General features: G+C 36.3%; 24 protein-coding genes. 6 read left to right on the top strand and 18 right to left on the bottom strand.

Going from position 1 to position 24,982, the window contains the following annotated elements:
* Positions 1-407 precede the first annotated feature (407 nt).
* Genes GHC26_RS12800 through GHC26_RS12810 form a run of 3 tightly spaced genes read left to right on the top strand, consistent with a single transcriptional unit; the run spans position 408 to position 2,881 of the window.
* Positions 408-1,061: a GNAT family N-acetyltransferase gene (locus GHC26_RS12800; protein ID WP_163971670.1), complete on the top strand. Its 654-nt coding sequence runs from the start codon at positions 408-410 to the stop codon at positions 1,059-1,061.
* Positions 1,062-1,721 carry an acetoin utilization AcuB family protein gene (locus GHC26_RS12805; protein ID WP_163971671.1) on the top strand — a complete coding sequence of 220 codons (660 nt, stop codon included), beginning with the start codon at positions 1,062-1,064 and terminating at the stop codon, positions 1,719-1,721.
* Positions 1,718-2,881, top strand: coding sequence for an acetoin utilization protein AcuC (locus GHC26_RS12810; protein ID WP_163971672.1), 1,164 nt, complete (start codon positions 1,718-1,720; stop codon positions 2,879-2,881). The genes GHC26_RS12805 and GHC26_RS12810 overlap by 4 nt, the downstream gene beginning before the upstream one ends.
* Positions 2,882-3,258: 377 nt before the next feature.
* On the opposite strand, the gene motS is transcribed toward GHC26_RS12810, so the two are convergent.
* The 4 genes from motS to GHC26_RS12830 form a co-directional block, all read right to left on the bottom strand.
* The gene (gene motS / locus GHC26_RS12815) at positions 3,259-4,029 is read right to left on the bottom strand and encodes a flagellar motor protein MotS (protein WP_163971673.1); all 771 of its coding nucleotides are present in this window, start codon (positions 4,027-4,029) and stop codon (positions 3,259-3,261) included.
* The gene (gene motP, locus GHC26_RS12820) at positions 4,019-4,849 is read right to left on the bottom strand and encodes a flagellar motor protein MotP (RefSeq protein ID WP_163971674.1); all 831 of its coding nucleotides are present in this window, start codon (positions 4,847-4,849) and stop codon (positions 4,019-4,021) included. The genes motS and motP overlap by 11 nt, the downstream gene beginning before the upstream one ends.
* Positions 4,850-4,907: 58 nt before the next feature.
* Positions 4,908-5,903 (bottom strand): catabolite control protein A, encoded by a 996-nt coding sequence (ccpA, locus tag GHC26_RS12825; RefSeq protein WP_163971675.1) that lies wholly within the window; start codon positions 5,901-5,903, stop codon positions 4,908-4,910.
* Between the two features lie 188 nt (positions 5,904-6,091).
* Positions 6,092-7,168, bottom strand: a complete 1,077-nt coding sequence (locus GHC26_RS12830; protein ID WP_163971676.1) for a bifunctional 3-deoxy-7-phosphoheptulonate synthase/chorismate mutase — start codon at positions 7,166-7,168, stop codon at positions 6,092-6,094.
* A 195-nt stretch (positions 7,169-7,363) separates the two neighbouring features.
* On the opposite strand from GHC26_RS12830, the gene GHC26_RS12835 reads away from it, so the two are divergent.
* Positions 7,364-9,487: a cell division protein FtsA gene (locus GHC26_RS12835; protein ID WP_163971677.1), complete on the top strand. Its 2,124-nt coding sequence runs from the start codon at positions 7,364-7,366 to the stop codon at positions 9,485-9,487.
* 54 nt (positions 9,488-9,541) lie between these two features.
* Here the strand turns inward: GHC26_RS12835 and GHC26_RS12840 are convergent, their stop codons facing one another.
* From GHC26_RS12840 to GHC26_RS12880, 9 genes are all read right to left on the bottom strand, one after another.
* Positions 9,542-9,883: a YtxH domain-containing protein gene (locus tag GHC26_RS12840; protein WP_163971678.1), complete on the bottom strand. Its 342-nt coding sequence runs from the start codon at positions 9,881-9,883 to the stop codon at positions 9,542-9,544.
* Positions 9,884-9,907: 24 nt separating this feature from the next.
* A complete protein-coding gene (locus tag GHC26_RS12845; protein WP_163971679.1) occupies positions 9,908-10,312 on the bottom strand; it encodes a DUF948 domain-containing protein in 405 nt (134 codons plus the stop codon).
* A gap of 286 nt (positions 10,313-10,598) precedes the next feature.
* Positions 10,599-11,906 (bottom strand): UDP-N-acetylmuramate--L-alanine ligase, encoded by a 1,308-nt coding sequence (gene murC, locus GHC26_RS12850; protein ID WP_163971680.1) that lies wholly within the window; start codon positions 11,904-11,906, stop codon positions 10,599-10,601.
* A 147-nt stretch (positions 11,907-12,053) separates the two neighbouring features.
* Complete coding sequence (locus GHC26_RS12855) at positions 12,054-13,169, bottom strand: nicotinate phosphoribosyltransferase (RefSeq protein ID WP_163971681.1); 1,116 nt, start codon at positions 13,167-13,169, stop codon at positions 12,054-12,056.
* Between the two features lie 806 nt (positions 13,170-13,975).
* Positions 13,976-16,147 carry a DNA translocase FtsK gene (locus GHC26_RS12860; RefSeq protein WP_163971682.1) on the bottom strand — a complete coding sequence of 724 codons (2,172 nt, stop codon included), beginning with the start codon at positions 16,145-16,147 and terminating at the stop codon, positions 13,976-13,978.
* Positions 16,148-16,392: 245 nt separating this feature from the next.
* Positions 16,393-16,995 (bottom strand): YtpR family tRNA-binding protein, encoded by a 603-nt coding sequence (gene ytpR / locus GHC26_RS12865; RefSeq protein ID WP_163971683.1) that lies wholly within the window; start codon positions 16,993-16,995, stop codon positions 16,393-16,395.
* Positions 16,996-17,001: 6 nt separating this feature from the next.
* Positions 17,002-17,817, bottom strand: a complete 816-nt coding sequence (locus GHC26_RS12870; protein WP_163971684.1) for a DUF1444 domain-containing protein — start codon at positions 17,815-17,817, stop codon at positions 17,002-17,004.
* A gap of 15 nt (positions 17,818-17,832) precedes the next feature.
* On the bottom strand, positions 17,833-18,150 hold the full coding sequence (locus GHC26_RS12875; protein WP_163971685.1) for a thioredoxin family protein: 318 nt from the start codon (positions 18,148-18,150) through the stop codon (positions 17,833-17,835).
* Between the two features lie 191 nt (positions 18,151-18,341).
* Complete coding sequence (locus GHC26_RS12880; protein WP_163971686.1) at positions 18,342-18,881, bottom strand: hypothetical protein; 540 nt, start codon at positions 18,879-18,881, stop codon at positions 18,342-18,344.
* A gap of 148 nt (positions 18,882-19,029) precedes the next feature.
* Between GHC26_RS12880 and GHC26_RS12885 the strand changes: the two genes are divergently transcribed.
* Entirely contained in the window at positions 19,030-19,470 is a 441-nt protein-coding gene (locus GHC26_RS12885; protein ID WP_163971687.1) for a YtoQ family protein, read from the top strand.
* A gap of 721 nt (positions 19,471-20,191) precedes the next feature.
* Here GHC26_RS12885 and GHC26_RS12890 read toward each other — a convergent pair.
* Positions 20,192-20,698, bottom strand: a complete 507-nt coding sequence (locus GHC26_RS12890) for a DUF84 family protein (protein WP_163971688.1) — start codon at positions 20,696-20,698, stop codon at positions 20,192-20,194.
* Between the two features lie 25 nt (positions 20,699-20,723).
* A complete protein-coding gene (locus tag GHC26_RS12895) occupies positions 20,724-21,788 on the bottom strand; it encodes a M42 family metallopeptidase (RefSeq protein ID WP_163971689.1) in 1,065 nt (354 codons plus the stop codon).
* 174 nt (positions 21,789-21,962) lie between these two features.
* On the opposite strand from GHC26_RS12895, the gene GHC26_RS12900 reads away from it, so the two are divergent.
* A complete protein-coding gene (locus GHC26_RS12900) occupies positions 21,963-22,277 on the top strand; it encodes a PepSY domain-containing protein (protein ID WP_163971690.1) in 315 nt (104 codons plus the stop codon).
* Between the two features lie 203 nt (positions 22,278-22,480).
* On the opposite strand, the gene GHC26_RS12905 is transcribed toward GHC26_RS12900, so the two are convergent.
* The 3 genes from GHC26_RS12905 to trmB form a co-directional block, all read right to left on the bottom strand.
* Entirely contained in the window at positions 22,481-23,137 is a 657-nt protein-coding gene (locus GHC26_RS12905; protein WP_163971691.1) for a lysozyme inhibitor LprI family protein, read from the bottom strand.
* Positions 23,138-23,293: 156 nt separating this feature from the next.
* On the bottom strand, positions 23,294-24,154 hold the full coding sequence (locus GHC26_RS12910) for a YtnP family quorum-quenching lactonase (RefSeq protein WP_163971692.1): 861 nt from the start codon (positions 24,152-24,154) through the stop codon (positions 23,294-23,296).
* 86 nt (positions 24,155-24,240) lie between these two features.
* Positions 24,241-24,891 carry a tRNA (guanosine(46)-N7)-methyltransferase TrmB gene (gene trmB / locus GHC26_RS12915; protein WP_163971693.1) on the bottom strand — a complete coding sequence of 217 codons (651 nt, stop codon included), beginning with the start codon at positions 24,889-24,891 and terminating at the stop codon, positions 24,241-24,243.
* Positions 24,892-24,982: the final 91 nt, after the last annotated feature.

The raw sequence follows: 24,982 nt of genomic DNA on the forward strand, positions 1-24,982 counted from the left end.
CGTGGCGCTTTTTGCACGTAATGTGGATTGTCTTATGACCTCGAGGGGGGTAGGTGCTGGCCGAAGAAAAATCGTGCGTCCTTATGTCTATTGGCACTAGGACGTTAATCGCTCGAAGCTGGACGTGGCCTTTCCTATCTCAGGAGGAGAGTTTCTACTTTCCTATCTGCCAAAAAAGATTTAACCTCTTGAACTAAAGAGGTACTTTCCTTGGAATAAGGCAAATGCACCTTTACTCTACTAAAAAAGTAGGAATATTAATGAATTAAGTAAACAATAACCAGTAACGGAACTTCCTTTTTTATATATTATGAAATCTATTCGAACTTTTCAGGATACAACTAAAAAAGTATGTCTTTATCCTGTATAATGAAAATAATTCGTTGGAATAGGTGGTGAAATAATTAATGAAACATGTCAAAACATATCATGCATTAACACATGACACATCCTATGGCCCAATTACGATTGAAGGCCCAGTTCCTTCCAATAAATTAGAAGATTACTACTTCCATGAGGAATTAACTGCTTTTCGACCAGCTCCCAAACAATTTGAAGCAATAAAAAGCATAGCAGATTTTCCTGAAGGTCGAATTATAATCGCGCGTACAAAAGACACGATTATTGGATATGTTACCTTCTTGCATCCTGATCCACTGGAAAGATGGTCTGAATTTAATATGGAAGATTTAATTGAACTAGGTGCCATTGAAGTAATACCGCAATATAGAGGTTCTAAAGTAGCTTCAAACCTATTACTTGTGGCACTATTAGATGAATTTATGGAAAACTATATCATTATATCCACCGAATATTATTGGCACTGGGATTTAGATGGGACAAACCTAAATATCTGGGAATATCGCAAAGTAATGGAAAAGATGATGGCCGTAGGTGGTCTAACACCTGCACCAACTGATGATCCAGAAATCATATCTCATCCTGCTAATTGTTTAATGGTCCGTATCGGAAAACATGTGCCAAAATCATCCATCGAAAAATTTGATAAATTACGATTCTTACAACGTCTTCAATATCGTAACATGAGGGAGGGCTTTTAAATGCTAGTTGAAGAAATTATGAAAAAAAGCGTTGTTACATTACCAGCTACTTCTTCCATACGAGAAGCATTACAGCTTTTACATAAGCATCGGATTCGACACATACCAATTGTTAGCTCAGAAAAAGAAGTAATTGGTATCGTATCAGACCGAGATGTTCGAGATGCAAGTCCATCCATCTTATCGAGACATGATGATGTGGAAGATATACAGGAACTGGATGCAGAAATAAAGACAATCATGTCCCAACCCGTAGTAACTATACATCCACTAGATTTTGTTGAGGATATTGCGCGGATATTTTACGATGAAGAATTTGCCTGTTTGCCCGTTGTTAGTCAAAATAAGCTAGTTGGCATTGTTACCGAAAAAGACATGCTATATACGCTAATTCATTTAACTGGAACACATGTCCAAAGTTCGCATATTGAAGTTAAAGTTCCGGATGTACCAGGCATATTACCAGAAGTAACTGCTGTATTTGGAAAACGGAAAACCAATATCACATCATTACTCGTATACCCTTATAAAGATGATCCGAACTATAAAATACTAGTCTTTCGTGTTCAAACCATGAATCCACTCCCAATCGTTCAGGATTTGAAAGAAGAAGGCTATGAATTAATATGGCCCAAAAATGTAATGGGGCAAGAATCATGACATGTAAAAGTGCTTTTGTTTATTCAAATTCATTATTAAATTATCATTTTCACTCGGATCATCCATTTAATCAAAAACGTGTCCTTTTAACAAAAGATTTATTAGAAGCTTCCGACATATTGGATCAAACAGATATGATTAAACCAAGAATGGCTACTGAAGAAGAACTAGCACTTTTTCATGATGTCCCATATATTGAAGCGGTCAAAAAAGCAAGTAAAGGCCTTTTAAGTGACAAGGAAGCGATGGAATATGGTATTGGAACAGAAGATACGCCTATTTTTTCAGGAATGCATGAAGCATCAAGTTATCTAGTAGGTGCAACACTAGAAGCTGTTGATGCCGTTTTAGAATCAAACTATGATCATGCATTAAATTTAGGTGGTGGACTTCATCATGGCTTCAAACGGAAAGCTTCAGGTTTTTGTATTTATAATGATGGTGCCATAGCCATTAACTATATTCGACAAAAATATAATTTACGTGTCCTTTATGTCGACACAGATGCACACCATGGGGATGGAGTTCAATGGGCTTTTTATGATGATCCTAACGTATGTACGTTTTCCATTCATGAGACTGGACGTTATTTATTCCCTGGAACTGGAAATGTCAATGAACGTGGCATAAAGGAAGGGCATGGCTATACATTTAATCTACCAATTGATGCTTTTACAGAAGATGAATCATTTATACAACTCTATAAATCAGCTTTCGAAGAGATAACATCCTTTTTTCAGCCTGATGTGATTGTAACGCAAAATGGAGCAGATGCCCACAGCTTAGACCCACTCACACACCTTTGCGCATCCATGCAAATATATGAAAAAATCCCTTCTATTGCGCATCAATTAGCACATACCTATTGTAACGGAAAATGGATTGCCTTAGGTGGTGGTGGATATGATATTTGGCGTGTCGTTCCACGTGCATGGGCACAAATATGGAGTATCATGAAAACTGGGAATAAATTAGAAGGCGAAATTCCAATAACGTGGCAACAAAAATGGAATGAGGAAGCTACTGTTTCGCTACCTACTACTTGGCATGATGATAAGTCTAAGTTCCCAACTATTCCAAGAAAAGCAGAAATTACGGAAAAAAATGAAAAAGTATTGGAAAGCGCTTTAAAATATACGAAAAATAAAAGGGTACTTTAAAATGCTAGACCCCAACTACAGAAAGCACACGTTATTTTACTTTAATAACGTGTGCTTTCATCGAATTAAGCTGTTTTCTAAAAGATTGTTGCTTTTTCAAGTATAAATCTTAATGAATAGTTGATGTATTATACACAATAAATGCTCCGTTAATTTCCGCTCCGGACAGTCGCTTTCACCACGTCACACTTAAGCCCATGGTGAAAGCGAAAGCGAAATGTTTTTCCGTAGCGGTAATATTAGCTAAATGTTACTGCGCATTATATAGATGTTGCCACAGAAAAGAACAACAAAGAATACAAAAAAAGCCTCAAATTAAGACCTACCATTATTGTATTGATCATAAGCGCTTTTTCTAAATGTTTTAGTATGTATCCCTACTCTTCAGTGGAATTACTATCTAAAATAACAATCTCTACCCGCCTGTTTTTTTGCCAATTTTCTGGTGAATTGTTTGGAACAGCAGGCCTTGTATCCCCATAACCAACTGATGTAAATCGTGAAGAATCAAAGTCATTTGTATCAATTAAATAACGGATAACACTACTTGCACGTGCTCCAGATAATTCCCAATTAGATGGATATCGATAATTCGAGATGGACCGACTATCTGTATGCCCTTCCACTTTTACATCATTTGGGATTTCTGATAACAAATCACTTATGCGATTTAAAAAAGGCATTCCTGAATCAAGGATTTCTGCTTCTCCTGTTTCAAACAAAATGCTTTCTTGTAAAACTAGAACAACCCCTCGTTCCGTTCGATTAGCCGATACAACATCATTTAGATCGTTTTTATCTAAAAAACGTTCAATGTCTTCTATTAAACTCGATAATGCATCTTCTCCATTATCAGATATAGAACCTCTAGCATCCTCTATTGGTGTTTTCATCTCACCAGTATTTCTCTCACTTTCTGTATGAGCGCCATTATTTGTATATTCTAGTGGGATCGCAGAAGAGTTGAATTCAAAGATCATTCTATTCTGAAACGATTCAGAAATAGCTTCAAATTTAACAATATCAATTTGTGACATGGAAAACAACAAAACAAAAAAGACAAGGATCAATGTGACCATATCTGAGTATGTAACCATCCATTTCGGTGCACCTGTTTTCTTAACCTTTTTTATTTGTCTACGTTTCATTGCCATCCTCTCCTGCAACAGCTGCTTCATCAGAAGCTTGATTAGCTTCGATTTCTTGATCATCTTCAGATAAAAAAGCACTTAGTTTTTCCTCTAAAATACGAGGATTTTGTCCAGATTGTACCCCGATGATACCTTCTATGATCACTTGTTTTATAAATACCTCTTCTTCTGTTTTACTTTCTAGTTTACTAGACATTGGGATAAAAACCAGATTAGCCAATACAGTCCCATATAATGTAGTTAAGAGAGCAACAGCCATATTAGGACCTAGCGTTTCTGGATCTTGTAAACTATTAAGCATTAATACTAATCCTACTAAGGTCCCAATCATTCCCCATGCTGGTGCATATTCCCCAGCCTTCTCAATAATCAACCTACCTTTATAATGCCGTTCTTCCATGGCCGTAATTTCAGCATTCATAATATCATTAATCACATCAGGCTCGATCCCATCAACAGCTAACATAATCCCTTTTTTGATAAAGGGATCCTCTACTTCATCCATTTCATTCTCAAGTGCTAAGAGCCCTTCTCTTCTAGCCCGCTCAGATAAACGAATAAACAGCCGTATTAAATCAAGGAGACTGTGATTGTTTTTACGAAACGTTTCTTTTAATACCTTATTCGTTAATTTTATTTGTTCCCATTTAAAGGTAATCAGTAATGATGCAGTTAGTCCTCCTATTACAACAAAGATCGATGCTATGTCAAGAAAGGACGATACACCTTCCTCACCGCCTTTGGAGAGAATAGCCAACATAATCATAATAAACCCTAATGTAATCCCTAGTGGAGTTAGTATGTCCCTTTTTCTCATAGTCTCGCTCCCTAATGGTTAATCAACGACCTTCTCCTATTTAATATCGGCATTTTTTCTATTTTGTTGAGTTTCTTTCTAAAATTCGATGCGGAAGAACCACTTTCTTTTCCGTCACTTCTTCTTTATTCATATATTTAGTCAATAAGCGCATTGCCACGGCTCCAATATCATACATTGGTTGAATAATGGTTGATAACGTTGGACGAACCATTGTTGCGAGTCTTGTATTATCAAAACCAAATACTTCAACATCATCAGGTACATGATAATCCATATCCTGTGCTCCATGAATAACACCTAAAGCCATCTCGTCAGAAGCGACAAAGACGGCTGTTGGCTTATTCTCCAATGCCATTAACTCTTCCGCTGCCTCTATACCCGAATAGTAGGAATAATCACCATTGATGATGTAGGATTCATTCACTTCTATATTAGATTCACGTAAGGCTCTTAAGTATCCTTCATATTTCAGATGATTGATGAACGTATCATCCACCCCTTTAACGAAAGCTGGATGTTTATTACCTTTTTCAATAAAGAACATTGTCGCTTCATATGCTGCGGCTTCGTAGTCGATATTTACAGATGGAATAGTACCAGTTCCATCATATGTAGCTGCTAATACCACAGGTACAGATGCGCTTGTAAATTGTTGAACATGTTCTTGTGTGATATTTCCACCCATAAATAAGATACCATCTACTTGCTTTTCTAACATTGAATTAATCAATTGAAGTTCCTTGTCCTTATTTTGGTCGGAGTTACTTAAGATAATATTATATTTATACATAGTTGCAATATCCTCAATTCCTCTTGCTAATTCAGCAAAAAAGATACTAGATATATCTGGGATGATTGCACCGACAGTAGTCGTCTTTTTACTAGCTAAGCCTCTTGCAACTGCATTTGGCCGATATCCTAACCGCTCGATCGTTGCCAAAACTTTCTTACGAGTTGCTGGTTTTACATTAGGGTTCCCATTTACAACACGAGAAACAGTTGCCATGGATACATTCGCTTCTCTTGCTACATCATATATTGTTACAGTCAATTCACTCATCCTCCTATTAAATTACGCGCGTCCTTTTCCATTTATCATACTCCACCTTCAATAAAATTACAAAGAAAACTGCTACCTTTTCCATGTTATAAAAAGAGTATCCTTTTCTTCAAAATATAAAGTTTCCACCTAAATCACACAAAGGCTGAACCTATGATGTGATCAGCCTTTGAATTGAATTATTTTCTTTTCTTGAGCATCGATTGGAGTTCATTCATAAAGTCATCGAACATCGGGATATCCATCTGCTGTGCCGAATCAGATAATGCAACAGCAGGATCAGGATGAACTTCTGCCATAATTCCATCCGCGCCAATTGCTAGTGCTGCTTTTGCTGTTGGTAGAAGCAAATCCCTCCGCCCTGTTGAATGTGTTACATCCACCATTACAGGTAAATGTGTTTCTTGCTTTAGGATCGGTACTGCGGATATATCCAATGTGTTTCTTGTGGCAGTTTCATAGGTCCGAATACCACGTTCACATAAAATAATATTTCCATTGCCACGGGAAATGATATATTCGGCTGCATTAATAAATTCAGCTATTGTAGCAGACAATCCACGTTTTAATAATACAGGCTTGTCTATATCTCCTGCAGCTTTTAATAATTCAAAATTCTGCATATTACGTGCTCCTATTTGAATCACATCTATATAGTTACTCGCTTCCTCTAGATGTGCAGGATTTACAATTTCACTTACCACTGCTAGATTATATTCATCCGCTACTTGTTTTAAGATTTGTAACCCTTCTATACCTAAACCTTGAAAGTCATAAGGAGATGTTCTTGGCTTAAAAGCTCCACCACGAAAGAGGGTTAATCCTTTCCCTTTAACAGCTTCTGCAACTTCCGCTACCTGTTCATAACTCTCCACTGCACAAGGTCCCATAATAAACTGTGTCTTTCCATTTCCTATTTTTTCTCCTTTTATCTCAATAACTGTATCCTCTTGTTTCATTTTGCGAGATACCAATAAAGCTTTACGATGATCATCCGCTTGTAGCTCCAAGCTCGCTTTAAAAATTTCCTTAAAAATATGTTCAATCGTTGAGTTTTCAAATGGACCTGTATTGTATTTCGTTAATTCATCAAGCATCGCTCGTTCGCGTACTGGATCAAATAAATTCATACTTTGTTTATCTTTTACCTGTCCAATCTGTTGTACAAGCTCTGCACGATGATTAATTAATTTAAGTAGTTCTGAATTAACTTCATCAAGTTGACTGCGTAGACCATTTAGTTCATGTTCGCTCAATTTAATTGCCCCCTGAATATACTGCTATCAACCATAATAATACACGTTTTTCCAACGAACGACAATTATAGCATTTTTCTTTGTTACAAAAACGTATATAATAGAACAAGAAGAATCTACTGTATATATTATAGACAAAATATGTTACGTAAAGATAAAATTTCCTTATTTTACAGTTTCAGGAGAGGATTAAGTATGGAAGAACGGATTTTTGCACTTGATATTGGAACACGTTCGGTTACGGGAATTATACTAAAAGAACAAGAAAATCAATACATGGTGGTTGATTATGTAATAAAAGAACATAGAGAACGGTCGATGCGTGATGGCCAAATTCATCATGTTATTGAAGTAGCAAATGTGATTAAAGAAGTGAAGCATCAACTGGAAGAAACACATGGTACCTTATCAAAAGTAAGTATTGCAGCAGCTGGACGTGCTTTGAAAACCATTCAAGCAACAGCTAGTATTGAATTGGAAGAACAGGTTATCACAGATGGGGAAAGTATAAGGCATTTAGAATTAAGTGCCGTTCAAGAAGCACAACATATGCTTGCAGCTGAAACAGAAAATCATGATCACACCCATTATTATTGTGTCGGTTATTCTGTTATGCATTATCGACTTGATGATGAACAAATCGGTTCATTAATCGACCAAAGTGGTAAAACGGCTTCTGTTGAGATCATTGCAACCTTTTTACCTAAAATTGTTGTTGAATCACTCCTAGCAGCAGTAAATCGTGCAGGTTTAGAGATGGAAGCATTGACATTAGAGCCAATTGCAGCCATTCATGTATTAATTCCAGAATCGATGAGACGCTTAAATGTTGCCTTAGTTGATATTGGCGCAGGAACAAGTGATATAGCTATTACTGACAAAGGGACAGTCGTAGCATATGGAATGGTTCCAATTGCAGGAGACGAAATAACCGAAGCAATTAGTGACCAATACTTGTTAGACTTTCCGATGGCTGAAAAGATGAAACGTAATATCGTTCTTAATGGAGAAGATACAGTTCAAGATATATTAGGCTTTGAATCTACTATTACATACGATACATTAGTTGATGATAGTAAAGATGCAATCCACAAATTAGCTAGTAGTATTGCTCGGGAAATAATAGTTCTAAATACCCGTTCTCCAAAAGCAGTGATGGTAATTGGCGGAGGAAGTTTAACACCAGAAATCACTTCTCATTTAGCTGCTCAATTACAGCTACCATCTAACCGTGTTGCTGTTCGGGATATTAGTGCGATTCAAAACCTAACAAAAACAGAAGTATTACCAACTAGCCCGGATGCAGTCACTCCTGTTGGTATTGCAATAGCCGCAAAGCAAAATCCCGTACATTATATTAATGTCACTGTCAATGAAAAGAAGATTAAAATGTTTGAAATGAAACAGCTTACAATTGGTGATTGTCTAATACAAGCTGGTATTGATATTAGAAAAGCATATGGTAAGCCAGGACCCGCTATTATGATTACAGTAAATGGAAAAGAAATAACCTTACCAGGTACATTTGGTGGTGCACCATCGATAGCAGTCAATGACGAATTAGCAGAAGTAGACCAAATTATTCAAGATAAGGATGATATCAAGGTTATAGTTGGAAAAGATGGAGTAGCTCCATCTTTAACCCTAACCCAATTAATCGGGGAAACACCGACATTTATGATTTATTATAACGGAAAACCTTATTCAATTGGAACAACCATTAATGTAAATGGCGAACAAAAAAGGAAGGACTACATTATCCAAGATAAAGACGTAGTTGAATGGATACAACCAAAAACAGTTGCTGACTTTTTAAAATCAATCCATGTTAGCCTAACAGATCACCAAACAACCTTTCCTATTTATGTAAATAATAGGGAAGTAGTATTGAAAGAGGAAGAAACCACTATTTATGTAAATAATGAAGAAGCTTCTACCTATCAGCCTTTAAAACCAAATGATCAGATAACATGCATGCCACCCAAGGAAACGACCGTGAAAGATATATTATCTTCTTTACAAAAGTCATTTAACCATTCTATCACAGTTACCTTTAATGGCAAGCCAGTTACCATAACAAAGCAGGCATTAACCATCTTAAAAGATAATCAAACTATAACGGAAGATGCTATTTTACATCCATACGATCGAATTACAATAAAAGAACAAAACGAACAATCGTTTATTTTCCAGGATGTCTTTCGTTTTATCGAGGTTGATCTAACAGCTATTAAAGGAAATTTTCAACTATATTGCAATGACGAACCAACGACATTTTATGCGTCAATACGGAATGGTGACCAATTGGCTATTAAATAAGCAAGGCTACTGATTGTCGAATCAGTAGCCTTTTTATCAGTAGTATCTTTAATATTATTTTACTTCTTCTACTAATTCCGTTGTATCTTGTTGTTTATTGTTACGGAGTTTGTTCTGAACTGTTTGTGTTAATTCCGTTGTCTTTTGTGAAATATTACGAGAAAGTTGTGTTGTGGAATCTACGGCTCGTTCCTTCCATTCTGAACTTTTGTCATAGGCAATACCTTTCCAATCCTCTGCACGTTCTTTTACTTGTGAAGCTCCTTGATTAAGGTCTCCTCGCAAGTCTTTACCAGACTTTGGTGCACATAATAAAGCAACAAGTGCACCTACTAGCCCCCCAATAAGCGCTCCAATGATAAAATCTTTTGATTGAACTTCTTTTTCTTCTTCCATGGTTTCTCCTCCTTTATTATTTATTTATTTTTTTCTCTTTCTCCATAAATCCATCATTGCTACTCCCCATTTTACAGCTTGTGATGTCTTGTCTTGATTTTTGGCAGCTGTTTTATCAATTCGGTTTGTTAGCTGCTGTAGGGTTTGGTTAAAATCGCTTACCGTAGTACCTACTCCTTGAACACTATCAAATAAACTGTTCAGTTTTTCCGATTTTTGATTGACATCATCAGCTAATTTATTTGTTTTGGTTAATAATGATGTTGTCTCAGTTGTAATGCCTTCCATTTGTTTTTCCATGCTTTCCATGGTGTTTGCTACATTATTCATAGTTCGCTGAGCTGCTTTTAATGTCTTGGCTAAATAGACTACAAGTACAGCAAATGCAACTGCAACAATAATCGCAGCAATATACAATAAGATTTCCATAGCTTGTCCAACTCCTTATACTCTTAATTGTTATTCTTACGAGATGATGAATAATTCTATGTATCAAGTATTACCATTTTTCCCGTATACCCATCATCCTAAAACATATATATAATTGGTTTATCTCTACTATAACGCTTTCTCACTTAAAATTCGACAATTTCGAGTAAAAAAGAGGAATTTTTTCCTTTAAAAGGAATGTAAGCTAGAAGCACTCTTTATGACTCATAACACTAGATTTTGTATAATTAAAAAAGAGTCTGATTTAACTCAGACTCTTTTTTAACTAATTGGTTTTTGGTATTTGACTTTTTTCATAGGCATGTTGGAACTTTTGAATGTCTCCTGCTCCCATAAACAATAACACACTATCTTCATGTTGTTGAAGCACATCGGTATAATCCACATCTAAAATAGAGCTATCAGAAATTAGTTGTTGCAAATGATGAATCGTCAGCTTCCCACTATCCTCTCTAGCAGAGCCAAAAATATCACATAAATAAACATGATCTGCTAATGCTAAACTATCTGCGAACTCCTGTAAAAATGTTTTTGTTCGTGTATAGGTATGTGGTTGGAAAATCGCGACAATCGGTTTTGTTGGATATTTTTTTCGAGTTGCATCAATCGTTGCTGAAATTTCAATTGGGTGGTGTGCGTAATCATCTATTAATACTTGATTACCCAACGTTTTTTCTGTAAAACGACGCTTCACACCTTTAAAGCTGTTTATTTTTTTTATATCTTCAGCCTGTATTCCCTCATAATGACAAATTGCAATAACGGCTAATGCATTTAGGATATTATGATCACCATACATAGGGATTGATATCGTTTCATAAAACGTATTTCGAACAAACACATCAAACGTTGTACCATCTGTTGTTTCGTTTATATTTTTTGCTTGAAAATCATTCGTATCCTCAAATCCATAATACATAATAGGAACTTTTGTTTTAATTCGTTGGAGTTGTTCATCATCACCACAAGCAATAATCCCTTTTTTTACTCGGTCAGCCATTGATTGAAATGCGTCAAACACATCATCTATACTTGTGAAATAATCAGGGTGATCAAAATCAATATTTGTCATAATTGCATAATCAGGTTCATACGCTAAGAAATGTCTTCTATATTCACAAGCCTCAAATGCAAAGTACATACTATCAACATGCCCTTTACCAGTTCCATCTCCAATGAGATAGGAAATCGGATACGCTTGATCTAAGACATGTGCCAAAAGGCCAGTTGTAGATGTTTTTCCATGAGCACCAGTTACCGCAATACTGGTATAATTTTTCAGCCATTCTCCTAAAAACTCATGGTACCAATAAAATGTTAATCCTCGTTTTTTTGCTTCTTTTATTTCAATATGGTCTTCTGAGAATGCATTCCCAGCTATAATGGTATAGCCTTCTTTGATGTTACTTTCTGAAAAAGGAAGAATTGGAATGTTTTTTTGTTCCAATGATGCTTGCGTAAAAAAACGTTTTTCCACATCAGAACCCTGCACGCTTTCACCTGAGTCAGCGAGAATGTGTGCAAGAGCACTCATTCCAGTTCCTTTTATACCAATAAAATGGTAAGTTGTCATAAAAAAGAACCTCCAAATTTATCTGTCAAAAGGATATTTTAATTTCCATCTAATATACATCTGTTAATTATAGCAAACCTTCCTGCATAGTGGAATAGTAAGTTTCACATTCCTATTGCCATTTTTAGGCCTAGTTGTGCATCGGGGTTAGTCTTGTGGAATATATGGTACTTGTTCTAAACGAGGATTTGGCCGGTATTTTCTTCCTTCTTTTGCTTCAGGTGTGCCATTTAATAACACATTATCTCCAGTAAACCCGATCTTAATTTTTAATAAGCTTCCCCCTACTCCATACATATCAACTGGTACACCTAATTGTTCAAAGTAATTAATACGTTCTTCTGTAAATCCTCCACTAACAACTATTTTCACATGCGAGAACCCCTCATCATCGAGTGCTTTTCGTAATGCAAATACTAGTTGTGGATTTACACCACGTGGATCAAATGTACCCATTAGATGATGATTGCGCAAAAAGTACTTATCCACTAATGTTCTGGATGTATCAAGTCGTACTGCCTTTAGTTTATCCCCAAATGTCCGTGCGACTTTAAGCGAATCTGTAATAACATCATTATTATAGTCTACTAATGCCATTAAATCATCTTCTGGATACATTTCATGATATACTTTTGAAGCAGCAACCACATCTCCACGAAACATTTGAATCATCGCATGGGGCATTGTACCCATTCCTTCTTTCCCCCACCATTCATTCATGGCATGGGTTGCTTGAGCAGTAGACCCACCAATAAATGCTGCATAACCATCTCCCGCTTGTTGTGTAAAATGATCATCACGATCACCCATAAAGATGATTGGCTTCTGCTTACCAGATGATCTTGCTGCCTTTACCACATTATATACATTTGTTGCAACTGATGTTCTTCTAGCTAAAATGCCGTCAATTATTCCTTCTAGGAAGCCAAATTGTTGATACGCACCCGAAATCGTTAAAACAGATTCATACGGACTGATTCGATCTCCATCTTTTAACGATTGAATTTCCAACGTTTCTGGTTGATCGGCAAATGTATGTACTAGAGCGATGGCTTCATCTGTTCCACAAAGTACCGCTTCTTTTTTCTTTTGAAAAAATTGCATCGTAACATAATTATTGGGAAGCTTTTTCTCAACCATTTCTTTTGTTTTAAGGAAATAAACAGCTGAGAACCAACCTTCTTTTATACGTTCATCAAATTTAAATGTCTTATTTGTTAAACGATTAATTTTACCTTTTAGCTTTTGCTCAATTTCCTTCATTAGAATGTTCTCCTTAACCTATAATATCCGCTTCTACAAGAAGTCTTTCTTCTATCATAATAAATCCCATTACACTTCACAAGTATATCATGCTGGATTCTTTTGGCTGTTTTCTAAAAGTTTGTTGCTTTTAGGTATGAAACGTCCTGCATATAAGATGTATTATACGCAATAAAAAAGTGCTGTTGATTTATACTCCAGACAGTCGCTTTCACAGTGTCTACTTTACCGCGGACAACACTTTTAGCTTCTTCAAAGAAAAGCGGAAGTGCCTTGGTCACATCCGATTAGTTGCACTTATGCAGTAAGATATTTATTTCTTATCAGCTAAGCTTAAGCCGAGCCTCTGTGTGGTGTGGTCTTTGCCACGAAGAGGATTGACTTAAGACATCGAGGGTGTAGGCGCTGGCCGATGAGAACGCCACGTCCTGTGGCTCCATCGGCACTAGGACGTCCTGTCCGTCGAAGTTAGACATCGGAAGCAAAAACCGCTTCCTGTTCAGAGCTAGCTGCATGTTTTTTCCGCAGTCGACTGTCCTACGCTTCAATCAACTATCGTATTAACACAATATATAATAGGAAATGTTGATCATATCAGTGGAGGAAATATACGAAGACTCCTGCGGGAAGTAGGAGATCGGTGAGACCCCACAGGACGCAGTCCGAGGAGGCTCACCACTCCCCCGCGGAAAGTGAAGTATATTTCCAGAACGGATAAACGATCTAAACATCTTTCTAACTACTGCACACAATATAGATTATGCGACATAAATAACCAAAAAAGAATACAAAAAAGAGCCTTTGCTTTAAACATCCATTTCTTCTACTTGTGCTGTAGATATTAATACTTCTCTTGGTTTACTTCCATTTTGGCCTGCAATAATCCCACGTTCCTCCATTGCATCCATTAATCTTGCAGCTCGATTGTAGCCAATCTTAAAATGACGCTGTAATAATGATGTACTTGCTCGATTCTGTTCTGTCACAAATAGAATCGCTTCCTGCAACAACTCGTCCTCTTCTTCATCAAACGAAAGTTGTGCAAGTAAATGATCCTCTTCAAATGCATAGTCCGGTTCTTTAATAGAACGTGCATAACTGGTTACTCGCTCAATCTCTTCATCTGAAACAAACGCTCCCTGTAGTCTCACAGTACGACTTGTTCCATTTTCCATTAATAGCATATCCCCTTTTCCAAGTAATTTTTCAGCACCATTTGTATCAATAATAGTTCGTGAATCAACTTGAGAAGATACACTAAAGGCTATTCTTGTTGGAATATTTGCTTTAATTAAACCAGTTATAACATCCACAGATGGACGTTGTGTTGCTAATAATAGGTGGATCCCGCAAGCACGTGCTTTTTGGGCAATTCGACTTATGGCATCTTCTACATCTTGGGGAGATATCATCATTAAATCCGCTAATTCATCTATTACTATCACAATAAATGGCATGTGTTCATCCGTGCGATTTTCTTTTTCCATTTTTTGATTATAACGTTCAATATCTCGGACCCCTTCATGCGCTAATTTATCATACCGTTCCTCCATCTCCTGTACTGCCCATTTCAACGCCATTGTTGCAGCTTTCACATCCGTAATTACTGGTGATAAAAGATGAGGAATACCATTATAAGGTGCTAATTCTACCATTTTAGGGTCAATTAACAATAACTTTACCTCATCATAATTAGCTTTATAAATAAGACTAACAAGTATGGTATTAATACAAACACTTTTCCCTGACCCAGTGGCCCCTGCAATCAATCCATGTGGCATCTTTTGAATATTACTTATGGCAGGAGTTCCTTCAATATCCATTCCCAGGCCTACTGTTAATGGGGATGAGTTTATTCGGAACATATCCTCAGCAAATATCTCCTGCAATCCAACCATCTGCGCTTTTGGATTAGGGACCTCAATGCCGATAGTATGTTTTCCAGGAATTGGTGCTTCGATACGGATATCTTTGGCTGCCATATTTAATTTTAAATCATCACTTAAATTTTTGATTTTGCTTACCTTTACCCCCATTTCTGGTTGTACTTCAAATCTAGTTACGGTTGGTCCTTGGGTAGTATGAACTACCTTTGCCTGTACCTTAAAATACCTTAATGTCTTTTCTAACAATTGCCGTTGTTCCTTCAACCAGCCTTCATCTGTTGTATTTTGATCAATTGGATCATCTAACAAATGATAAGGTACTCTTAATGCTGTTTCTCCCTTTTCCACTTGTTTTGATGATTGTATATTGGATGGATGTGGCTGCTTTTTATGTAACATATACTTATCATTAGCTGACATCATCACATTGAATGGGAGAGACTTATTATGCTCATCTTTCTTCTTCGTTGGTGTTTTTCTTTTTTCTCTTCGTTGATCGTGAGCACCATTATATGGTTCAGTTGTCTCTTTTATTGTATCTGCAACATGACTTAATTCCTTTTGATGATCTCCATGACGATCATCATTTTCGTTTCGAATATTAGCTTTTTCATTAATTGATTCTCTTTCTTCGTCTACTGCTTCCTTTGTTGTTTCTAAGTCATTAGCAGATTTTCTCCGCTGTCTGACAAAAGCTGGGGTATGATCAAGTTCTTCCTTCACACATTGTTTTTGATACCCATAAATAGGTGAGGGAACCTCAGTTGGGCGAAATGGCTTTGCTTTCGCCTCAGGCTGTCCAGTGTTTTGGTTTTCTAATTGTCGAGTTAACCCAATTTGAACAGGATAATGCTCTTTACGGTCTACATTATGTAATCTATCATTATTATTTTGTTGCCTATCGGTTATTTCTTTCACTCGATCTAGTTTCGGAGGAGTATGTGGAAGTGTGTTATTTCCTTTCTGTGGATATTGGTACTTCACTCTTGATTGTATTGTTCGATTCGTCGGAATGCTCTTTTTGTCTATTTCATGATCATCGTGTTCTGTCTCAAACAATGATTTTATCCTTTGCATCCATTTAGATAGCATTATCTTCACTCACTTCTACCATTTTAAATAAGTTTATCATTCTATTTTATCAGTTTTTAGTAGATTTTGTATCCCAAAAAACAAAAGAACACTTTACGTATCATTTGTTTGTTTATTAACATCGTAGGTTTACCTATAAAAAACGTAAGCGAATAAGCGCTTCTTCTTCGACATAACCATACACGGCTCAAAAAAATAACCCTTGTCAGTGACAAAGGTTATTAGGTTGTTGTTCATATGAAATGTTATAGTGGAAAAGCACTACCCGTTTGATATTCATCAGGTAATACGTATATCCCTTTTTCTTTCGGTGCATTTGGTAAACCTAGCTCTTTTTGTGAGCAAATCATCCCATTGGACTTTATCCCTCTTAATTCTGTTGGTTTAATTCTGAGTCCACTAGGCATGGTTGCACCTACTCTGGCTACGACGACCTTTTGACCTTTATCAACGTTTGGAGCACCACAAACGATTTGTAATTTTTCATCTCCTACATCAACTTGACAAATACTTAATTTATCGGCATTTTCATGTTGCTGTTTGTCTTCTACATACCCTACCACAAATTTTGGACTCAAATCAAAATCAAGTGAATCCTGTAGATTGTTTGCTTGAAATAAGGATTTTAACTCCGCAAGATGATTTTCTTTCATCTCCACTTTGCCAGTTTCGTTTATCTTTACATGACTTGAAGCATTAAAAATGTTATAGCCTAATACTTTACCTTCCTTGTCTGTAATTTTCGTAACATCCCCATATTTTTCGTGGTTCACTTCATAACGATCCCCATCCTCTAATGGAATGATTAAAACATCTCCAATACCTTTTGGGTTATAAAACATATCCATTATGCATCATCCTCTATTCTTATTTTCTGGTTTATTTTTTGCCATAATAAAGACTGGTTCTAGTTCCTTATCTTCATAAATAAATGGAAGCGAAGTAATAGGAATTCGTCCTTCTGCAAAAAATTTCATAGTCATTTGTGCTAATATGTCATATCCAGTTTTATTTTGAATGTCAGCTATAATTAATACATCTTGGTGAGGTACAGCAACAGCCATTTCCCCCTTACTATTTGCTTTCATTTCTTCTAAAAATGCCTCATTTAAAATTCGACTTGCATCATAACCATCTTGTTTTGCCACAAAATAAAAGTCATTTTCTGCTACAGTATCTTTTTTAAAATCATATGTTAAAGAACGCACATTAAATAATGCCATCTCATCTATTCGTTCTTTGGACCATCCTTCTTTTTCTAACATGGACGTATCAATTAACCGGTAAGATTTACCGAGATCTAGAGCATAATACACTCTAGTCTCTGCTGTATGTTCTTTATATACAAGGGGTGTACCAGCTTTTGTTTCGGTTGCAAATGAGGTTGCACGTATGACTGGAAAAATATGTTTCTCCATTCCCTCTAAATAATGATCTTCATTCATAATACGCAATGCTTCATTGACATGCTCTTCTAATTCTTCAATTGCTTTTTCTCCACGTTCATTATATTTTGCGACCACATTTGGTAGTGTGATTGTTATTCCTTTTTTCGAATCTTTCCACTCAATCCGAAATGTATCTTGATCACGGTTGTAAGATGTTCGAAAATCAGGATTTTTTAATCGTTCCTCCAGTATCTTTTTCATTTTTAAACTTGTCATTTTCATATTATTACCTCCTGACTATCTCGGTAACCCTTCCATAAATTCCTCTATTTCTTCCTTCGTTTTCCGGTCTTTAATAACAAAACGTCCTACTTCTTTTCCATTCTTAAAGGCGATGAAACTAGGAATACCAAATACATCATAGTCCTGACATATATCGATAAATTGATCACGATCAATTAATAGAAATGTGAAATCTGTATAGGCATTATCTAACTCAGGTAAAATTGGCTCAATAACACGACAATCCGGGCACCAATCAGCAGAAAAGATAGCTAACACATTTTCTTCGTTAATAATTGTATCAAACTGGTCTCTCACTTCTAACGTTCTCATCTACATCATCCTCCATTTATATAGATCTTTTTTTTAGGCATAATTTGTTTTTTTCTTAACGTCGCAGCTTAGATAGATTGCGACATAACGTTAGCGTGGCTTCAACCCGTCCTTTTAGCTAACTTTTATTGCGTCCATTCTAATACCACTATCACATGCTAAGGTAAATATGGCCCCTTATCGAACTGAACTTAATCCGTATCAGCATCAAAATCATTTTCGCTAGTCTCCACAATAGACCTTGCCATTTTCATTAACTCTTTAACTTCTCTACGGATATTTTCTTTAGTTGTATAAGTGGTGATTTTCACTCCACCTACTCCTATTTGTAATTCATAATCGTTACTATTAGGGAGAATTCGTATATATCCAAATTTGGAATCATCCTCAAATGAATGATATACTACGGATTCCTCTGTTTTAGCTGCTTGATAATTTACTTCACTAAGTGGTGACTCTAAGCGATTAAAAAAAACAATATAAGTTTGTTCTTCATTTTGTAAAATAACATTGTGCTCATCTTCTTCTACCACTTTCAAATAGCTTGGTAAATAAAAAGAAAAAGCATCTATCTTATGATTCGTTTCAATATTGGAAGGTTCACTAAACGTTTGTTCCGCGATATCTTTGGCTTCATTTAATATGTCTTCCTCTGGTTTTAAATTGATAGCTGTTAGAACTATAATAAAAATACATAACCCTAAAATCCAGAAAATTGATGGAAGTCGCACGTTAGTCCGCTCCTTGTAAATAGCACTTTTGTCCTTATTCTAGCATACTACGACAAGAATATAGATAATAATGAGACATATCAAGTACTTTGCTTTATACTGGAAATTGTTTACGATAGTAATAACAATTGGAACTGGAGGGATAATAATGGAATTAACAGTGTATTTAGCTGGTCAGATTCATGATGACTGGCGCGAGCAGGTAAAACAAAAAGCGGTTGAGAAAGACCTACCATTAACATTCGTGGCACCTCAAACCAATCATGAACGCTCCGACAATGTTGGAGAAGACATCTTAGGAAAACAGCCAGATAATCTCTATAAGGATGATGCAGCTTCCAGTATTAATAACTTACGTACACAAGTATTAATGGAAAAATCAGATGTAGTCATTGCGCTATTTGGTGAAAAATATAAACAATGGAACACGGCTATGGATGCAAGTGCTGCGATTACCATGAATAAACCAACAATTATTGTTAGACCAAAAGAACTCATCCATCCTTTGAAAGAATTATCCAATAAAGCGAATGTTACCGTTGAAACTGTTGATCAAGCATTAGATGTATTAGCCTATATTTTCGAATAAACGGCATAGTGTAGATACAGCTTGGCACATAGGTGAAAAGACGCTTGGATTAGTTTCCAAGCGTCTTTTTTCACGTTTGTGGCCGTATATTTCTCATTTTATTATTTGGCTATTTTCTAAAAGATTGTTACTTTCTAGTATGGAACGTCATGCATATAAGATGCATTATGCGCAATAAATGTTTAGCATGGCTACCTTAATTCTTTATAAAGTGAGTGCTAAATTTTCACTGTGGAAAACACTCACTTTCACCACGGGCACAAGCGCGACATCTGTTCAAACTATTCGTTTTCACAGTGTCTTCTTTACCGCAGGCGGGTGTTGAGCCTCCTCGTGCTACTCGTCTTTAGGGATCTCACCTATGCCTCTTCGACGAACAGGACGTTCTAGTGTCGGCGTTGGTCACAGGACGTGACCGACGTTAGCCGACGAACTGCAGGAGTCTGCGTATATTTCCTTCGCTAGTTATGCACTATTTCACTTCTTATCAATGCACTACTAGTACAAGGCTTGATTGGAGCGTAGGACAGTCGACTCCTGCAGGAAAAGCACGTGTCCGAAGACCCCGGAGGAAGTGGTCTTCTTCCGAGGAGGCTGAGGCCGTGCCTGCGGAAAGCGACTGTCCGTAGTGAAAATCAATGTACAACTTTATTGCGCATAATATACATTATACGACGTAGAAAACAACAACGTATGCGAAAGAAGCCTTTTATTTAGAAAACTACTCTAGTTCATCCATCTCCATTTGTCCACGGAGTAATTGAACAACATGAGTAAACATTTCTTGTCTTGTTACAATTCCGTTGGTGAATATCCCAACTGCACCTTCTTTGTTTCTTACTTCTTTTTTGTGTGCATATTCGTCCATGATATCCCCAAGTTCAAATCCATTTTGCAATTGATCATCTATCTCTTTTGGTAAGGCAATACGTGCTCCACTCGCAGTATAGATAGACTGATCTTTTGTAACAAGTGCACCCCAATTACATAAATATAATTGGTCCTCCACATACATAATTCCGCCTTCTAACCCAATTCCGATATCACTTTCTTGTTGCTTTGCACAATACATTGCTCGCTGGATAGCTCCTTCTCTTGTTTCCTCATCTGAGAAAGGTTGTGCACTCACATTGGAAGGTGCATCACGATCAAATACATCTTCCTGTATAAAAACCGCTTTTACTGCCTGAATTTTTGTTGGATTTTTAGAACCTACTGCTATTTTCATATTCATACCTCTTGTCTTTTCTAAATTAACGTTGACGAATGGTGTCTACGGTTGATTGATCTGTTGATTTGACAAGTTTAACTAACAAATCTTTAGCTGCTTGATAATCGTCAACGTGAACAATGGATGCAGCTGTATGAATGTAGCGAGAACATATTCCAACCACTGCAGATGGAACACCTTTACCAGAAGTATGGACACGACCTGCATCTGTACCACCTTGTGATAAGAAGTATTGATATGGTATATCATTGGACTCTGCAGTATCTAACACAAATTCACGCATTCCACGGTGGGTAATCATTGTTCTATCAAATATACGTAATAGTGCACCTTTCCCTAGTTGACCAAACTCTTTATCTTCTCCAGACATATCATTAGCAGGGGATGCGTCTAATGCAAAAAAGATATCTGGCTTAATCATATTTGCTGCCACTTGTGCACCTCTTAAACCTACTTCCTCTTGAACGGTTGCACCAGAATAGAGTTCGTTTGGCAATGTTTCGTTTTGAAGTTCTTTTAATAATTCAATTGATAACCCACAACCATATCGATTATCCCATGCTTTTGCAAGAATCTTTTTGTCATTCGCCATTGGGGTAAATGGGCAAACTGGTACTACCTGTTGACCTGGTTTAATTCCAATTCTTTCTGCATCTTCTTTATCATCAGCACCAATATCAATTAACATATTTTTTATTTCCATCGGTTTCTTACGTTGCTCTGCTGTTAAATTATGTGGTGGAATGGAGCCGATCACACCAATTACTGGTCCATTATCTGTCATTACTTGAACACGTTGTGCGAGCATCACTTGATTCCACCATCCACCTAATGTCTGAAAGCGAATCATGCCATTTTTTGTAATTTGTGTGACCATAAAGCCAACTTCATCCATATGTCCAGCAACCATTACTTTAGGACCAGTCCCTTTTTTTATACCAAATACGCCACCTAAGTTATCTTGAATCACGTCATCTGCATAATTAGAAAGTTGATCTTTCATAAAGTTCCGAACAAGATGTTCATTTCCAGGTGCACCTTGCAATTCCGTAAGATTTTTAAATAGTTCCATGGTTTCTTGATTCATTCCCATACCTCCATCCGATTTCTATGTACCAACTTTAGTATAACGGAAATGTTTATTTCTTTTCCACTAGTTAAGTGTGATTTGTTCATCGTGTTTCGTTTTTATTTTCAGACCATTTAAGGTATACTAATGTATATTGGAAGTTGGGATAATAAAGAGTAGAGGTGAAAAAAGATGGGAATGAGAAGAGCATTACTTGTTGCTGGATTAGGTGTTGCTGTAGGATATCTAGCCAAACAACAGATCGATCAATATCAAAAAATCACACCTGAAAAGGCATTAGAAAACGCAAAAGAGATGTTTAAAAAACAAGGATCAATTAGTGGATCCTGGATTTACATGAAACCAGAAGAAATGGAAAAGGATGGACTCCTATACACCGTTTATCGCGGTGGTATTACTAGAGAAGCAGATGGAGAAAATAAACAATATGAATTCCATGTAGATGTTGATACAGGTGCTGTAATCGGTGCTGTACAAACTGCCTAAATCATAAATTAGCAATAGTTTTGGAGTGCAAAATCGCATTGATTTTAGCACTCCATTTTTATTGATATGACAGCATTTATAGCAATGTCTTTATTATTTAGTGTTCTTTAACTAACACACACGAGTCTATGTATATAGAGTCATTCGTAATTTTACTAATTATCTTAAATATCTGCTTGATAGCTATCTGTAGTATTGAGGAATTAACTCATATAATCCACAACTAATTCATAGCATCTTTCTTCTGTAAGATTTGCTAGCACAGTCACATATTCTAAGTGTTCCTGGGTACCACCTTTATATTTTAGCGATGCTTCCAATGCACGATCATCTCTATATTTTATCCAATTCCGTTGTTCTTCTCTTAATTGGTCCATCTCTTCTGGTGGCAGTTGCTCCTTTAAAACTCCATAAATTTCATTTAACAATTCATCCCAAGTATCCCATCTATCGTTTTCTACTTTTTTCAAAGCATATGTTGATAAATCTACTGCTTCCAATTCTTCCGTTTCTTTTTTAGTATCATTAAACTTTTTGAGATACTCTTCCTTTAGACTCGCATCAGTATTATTAATAGATGGGCCTTCTTCTTTTGCAGGTACATTGTTTGATGTATCCTCTGTTTTATTTGGGTTATTATTGTCTATATCGATGGTTTCTGCTTTATTGTTGTCGGCGTTTGAGGCACTTTCTGTTGAATCTACATTAGAAGAATCGGAATTTGTGTATTGAGATGAATTGTTATTTTGCGACTGGTTGTCCGACACATCACTGGATTCATCAGATGGGCTTTCACAAGCTGCTATTAAAATTACTAATACTAAAGTAAATATTGCTAAAATTTTTCTACTGTTTTTCATAGAATAGCCCTCCTCTTGTAATGAAAATCCCTTACAAACTTATGCGATGTGTCAAAAGAATAAGCTCACCTGTGTATACTTTAACATAATATCTTATTTTCCCCTTATTAAATCACCTATCCGTTTGTACGAAACTATGCTGAAAATGTGTCCTCATCATGATGTCTTGTATTCATATCGTTTCCGCTTGACTTCACTTACTTTTTCACCATTTTCATTAAATTGAATGGCGCGGTAATAGGCATCGTGATAGAAGGTATACCACGCGTGCTTTTTATATCCAAAATCCATCCATTTTTCTTTTTCATGTACACTAGTGACTGGATAATCATCATATGCTAAAGCCCATAATTTATTTTGATGTGCATGTGTTGGCATAAGATCAGCCATATGTATAAAACAATCATCCCCATCTTCAAATACAAGGATACTATGCCCGTCACTATGACCACCTGTATGGATCATTCTTAACCCTTTTACAATTTCTAATTCGTTATCAAATGTTTGTACTTGGTCTTGAATAGGTTCCCAATTTTCTTTCCAATAGGTATTGACAGATCGAATATTCGGATTTCTCATTTCGTTCCATTCCACAGAACATGTATAAATTGTTGCATTTGGAAAAACAGAGGTATAGGAGTCATTTTCTTTTTTCGTTAATCCACATGCATGATCAAAGTGTAAATGTGTCATCAGAACTGCATCAATATCCTTAACCGTTAATCCCAATTCAGCTAATGATGCATCTATAGAGGATTGTTCTAATACACCAAAATTACGAATCTGTTTCTCCGTTAACTTTCCATTCCCCATTCCAGAATCAATTAAGAAATTTTTTCCGTCTATTTGAAGTAATATTGGGTCTGTACGTAATTCAATTTGATTCTTCTCGTTATGGGGATATTTTTTAGACCATAATGCCTTTGGTACAACCCCAAACATAGCTCCTCCATCTAAAAAATTAACGCCTCCTTTTAGCCATGTAAAAGATGCACGACCAATTTGAAGTTTCTCCATTAAAAGCCCTCCCTTTCTAAGTTCAAGTTTAAACAAAGACCCCACCATATGCAAACGCTGTCAATTAAAATAATAAAGAACCCAGTTTAGTTGGATTCTCCTTTACACCTCGCACGACAGCGATAAATAGTTTGTCCTTTTGCTGAAAATTTTTCTTCATATTCAGTCATCACGTTTTGTGGATCATGATAAGCATGTAAATCTAATATCACTTCTTCTAGTTCCATGCCGAATTTAGAAAAGCTTACAAGAGAATATTCAAACAGGTGCTTGTTATCTGTTTTTAGAATAACCTCCCCACCTGGTGCTAAGATTTCTTTATATTGTTGTAAAAATGTATGGTACGTTAATCTTCTTTTTTCATGGCGATTTTTTGGCCACGGATCAGAAAAGTTTAAATAAATGGTGGATACTTCGTTCTTTCCAAATATGGACTCTAAATCATCGGCATTTTCGTGTAATAAATACACATTATCTTGGTTAAGTTCCTTTACCTTTTGAGCCGCAGTAACAATAATACTTTTTACAACCTCAATTCCAATAAAATTAATCCCTGGATGTTGCTTAGCCATTCCAGTAATGAATTGCCCTTTCCCAGTTCCAATTTCAATATGAATCGGATGGTCATTACCAAAAAATGTTTGCCAGTTATCTTTATGTTTACTAGGATTTGGAATGACTAGGTGAGGATTCTCTTTAAGAAAATCATCAGCCCATGGTTTATTTCGTTGACGCATATTATCTACCTCCCTTATATGTCCTAATTTTTATTCCTAAAAAACCCGATTTCTTTACAGCATAGAATTCGATAAAAACGTGTACACTATG

Origin of the sequence: Oceanobacillus halotolerans (assembly GCF_010993955.1) — a bacterium.
Classification (GTDB): domain Bacteria; phylum Bacillota; class Bacilli; order Bacillales; family Amphibacillaceae; genus Oceanibacillus_A; species Oceanibacillus_A halotolerans.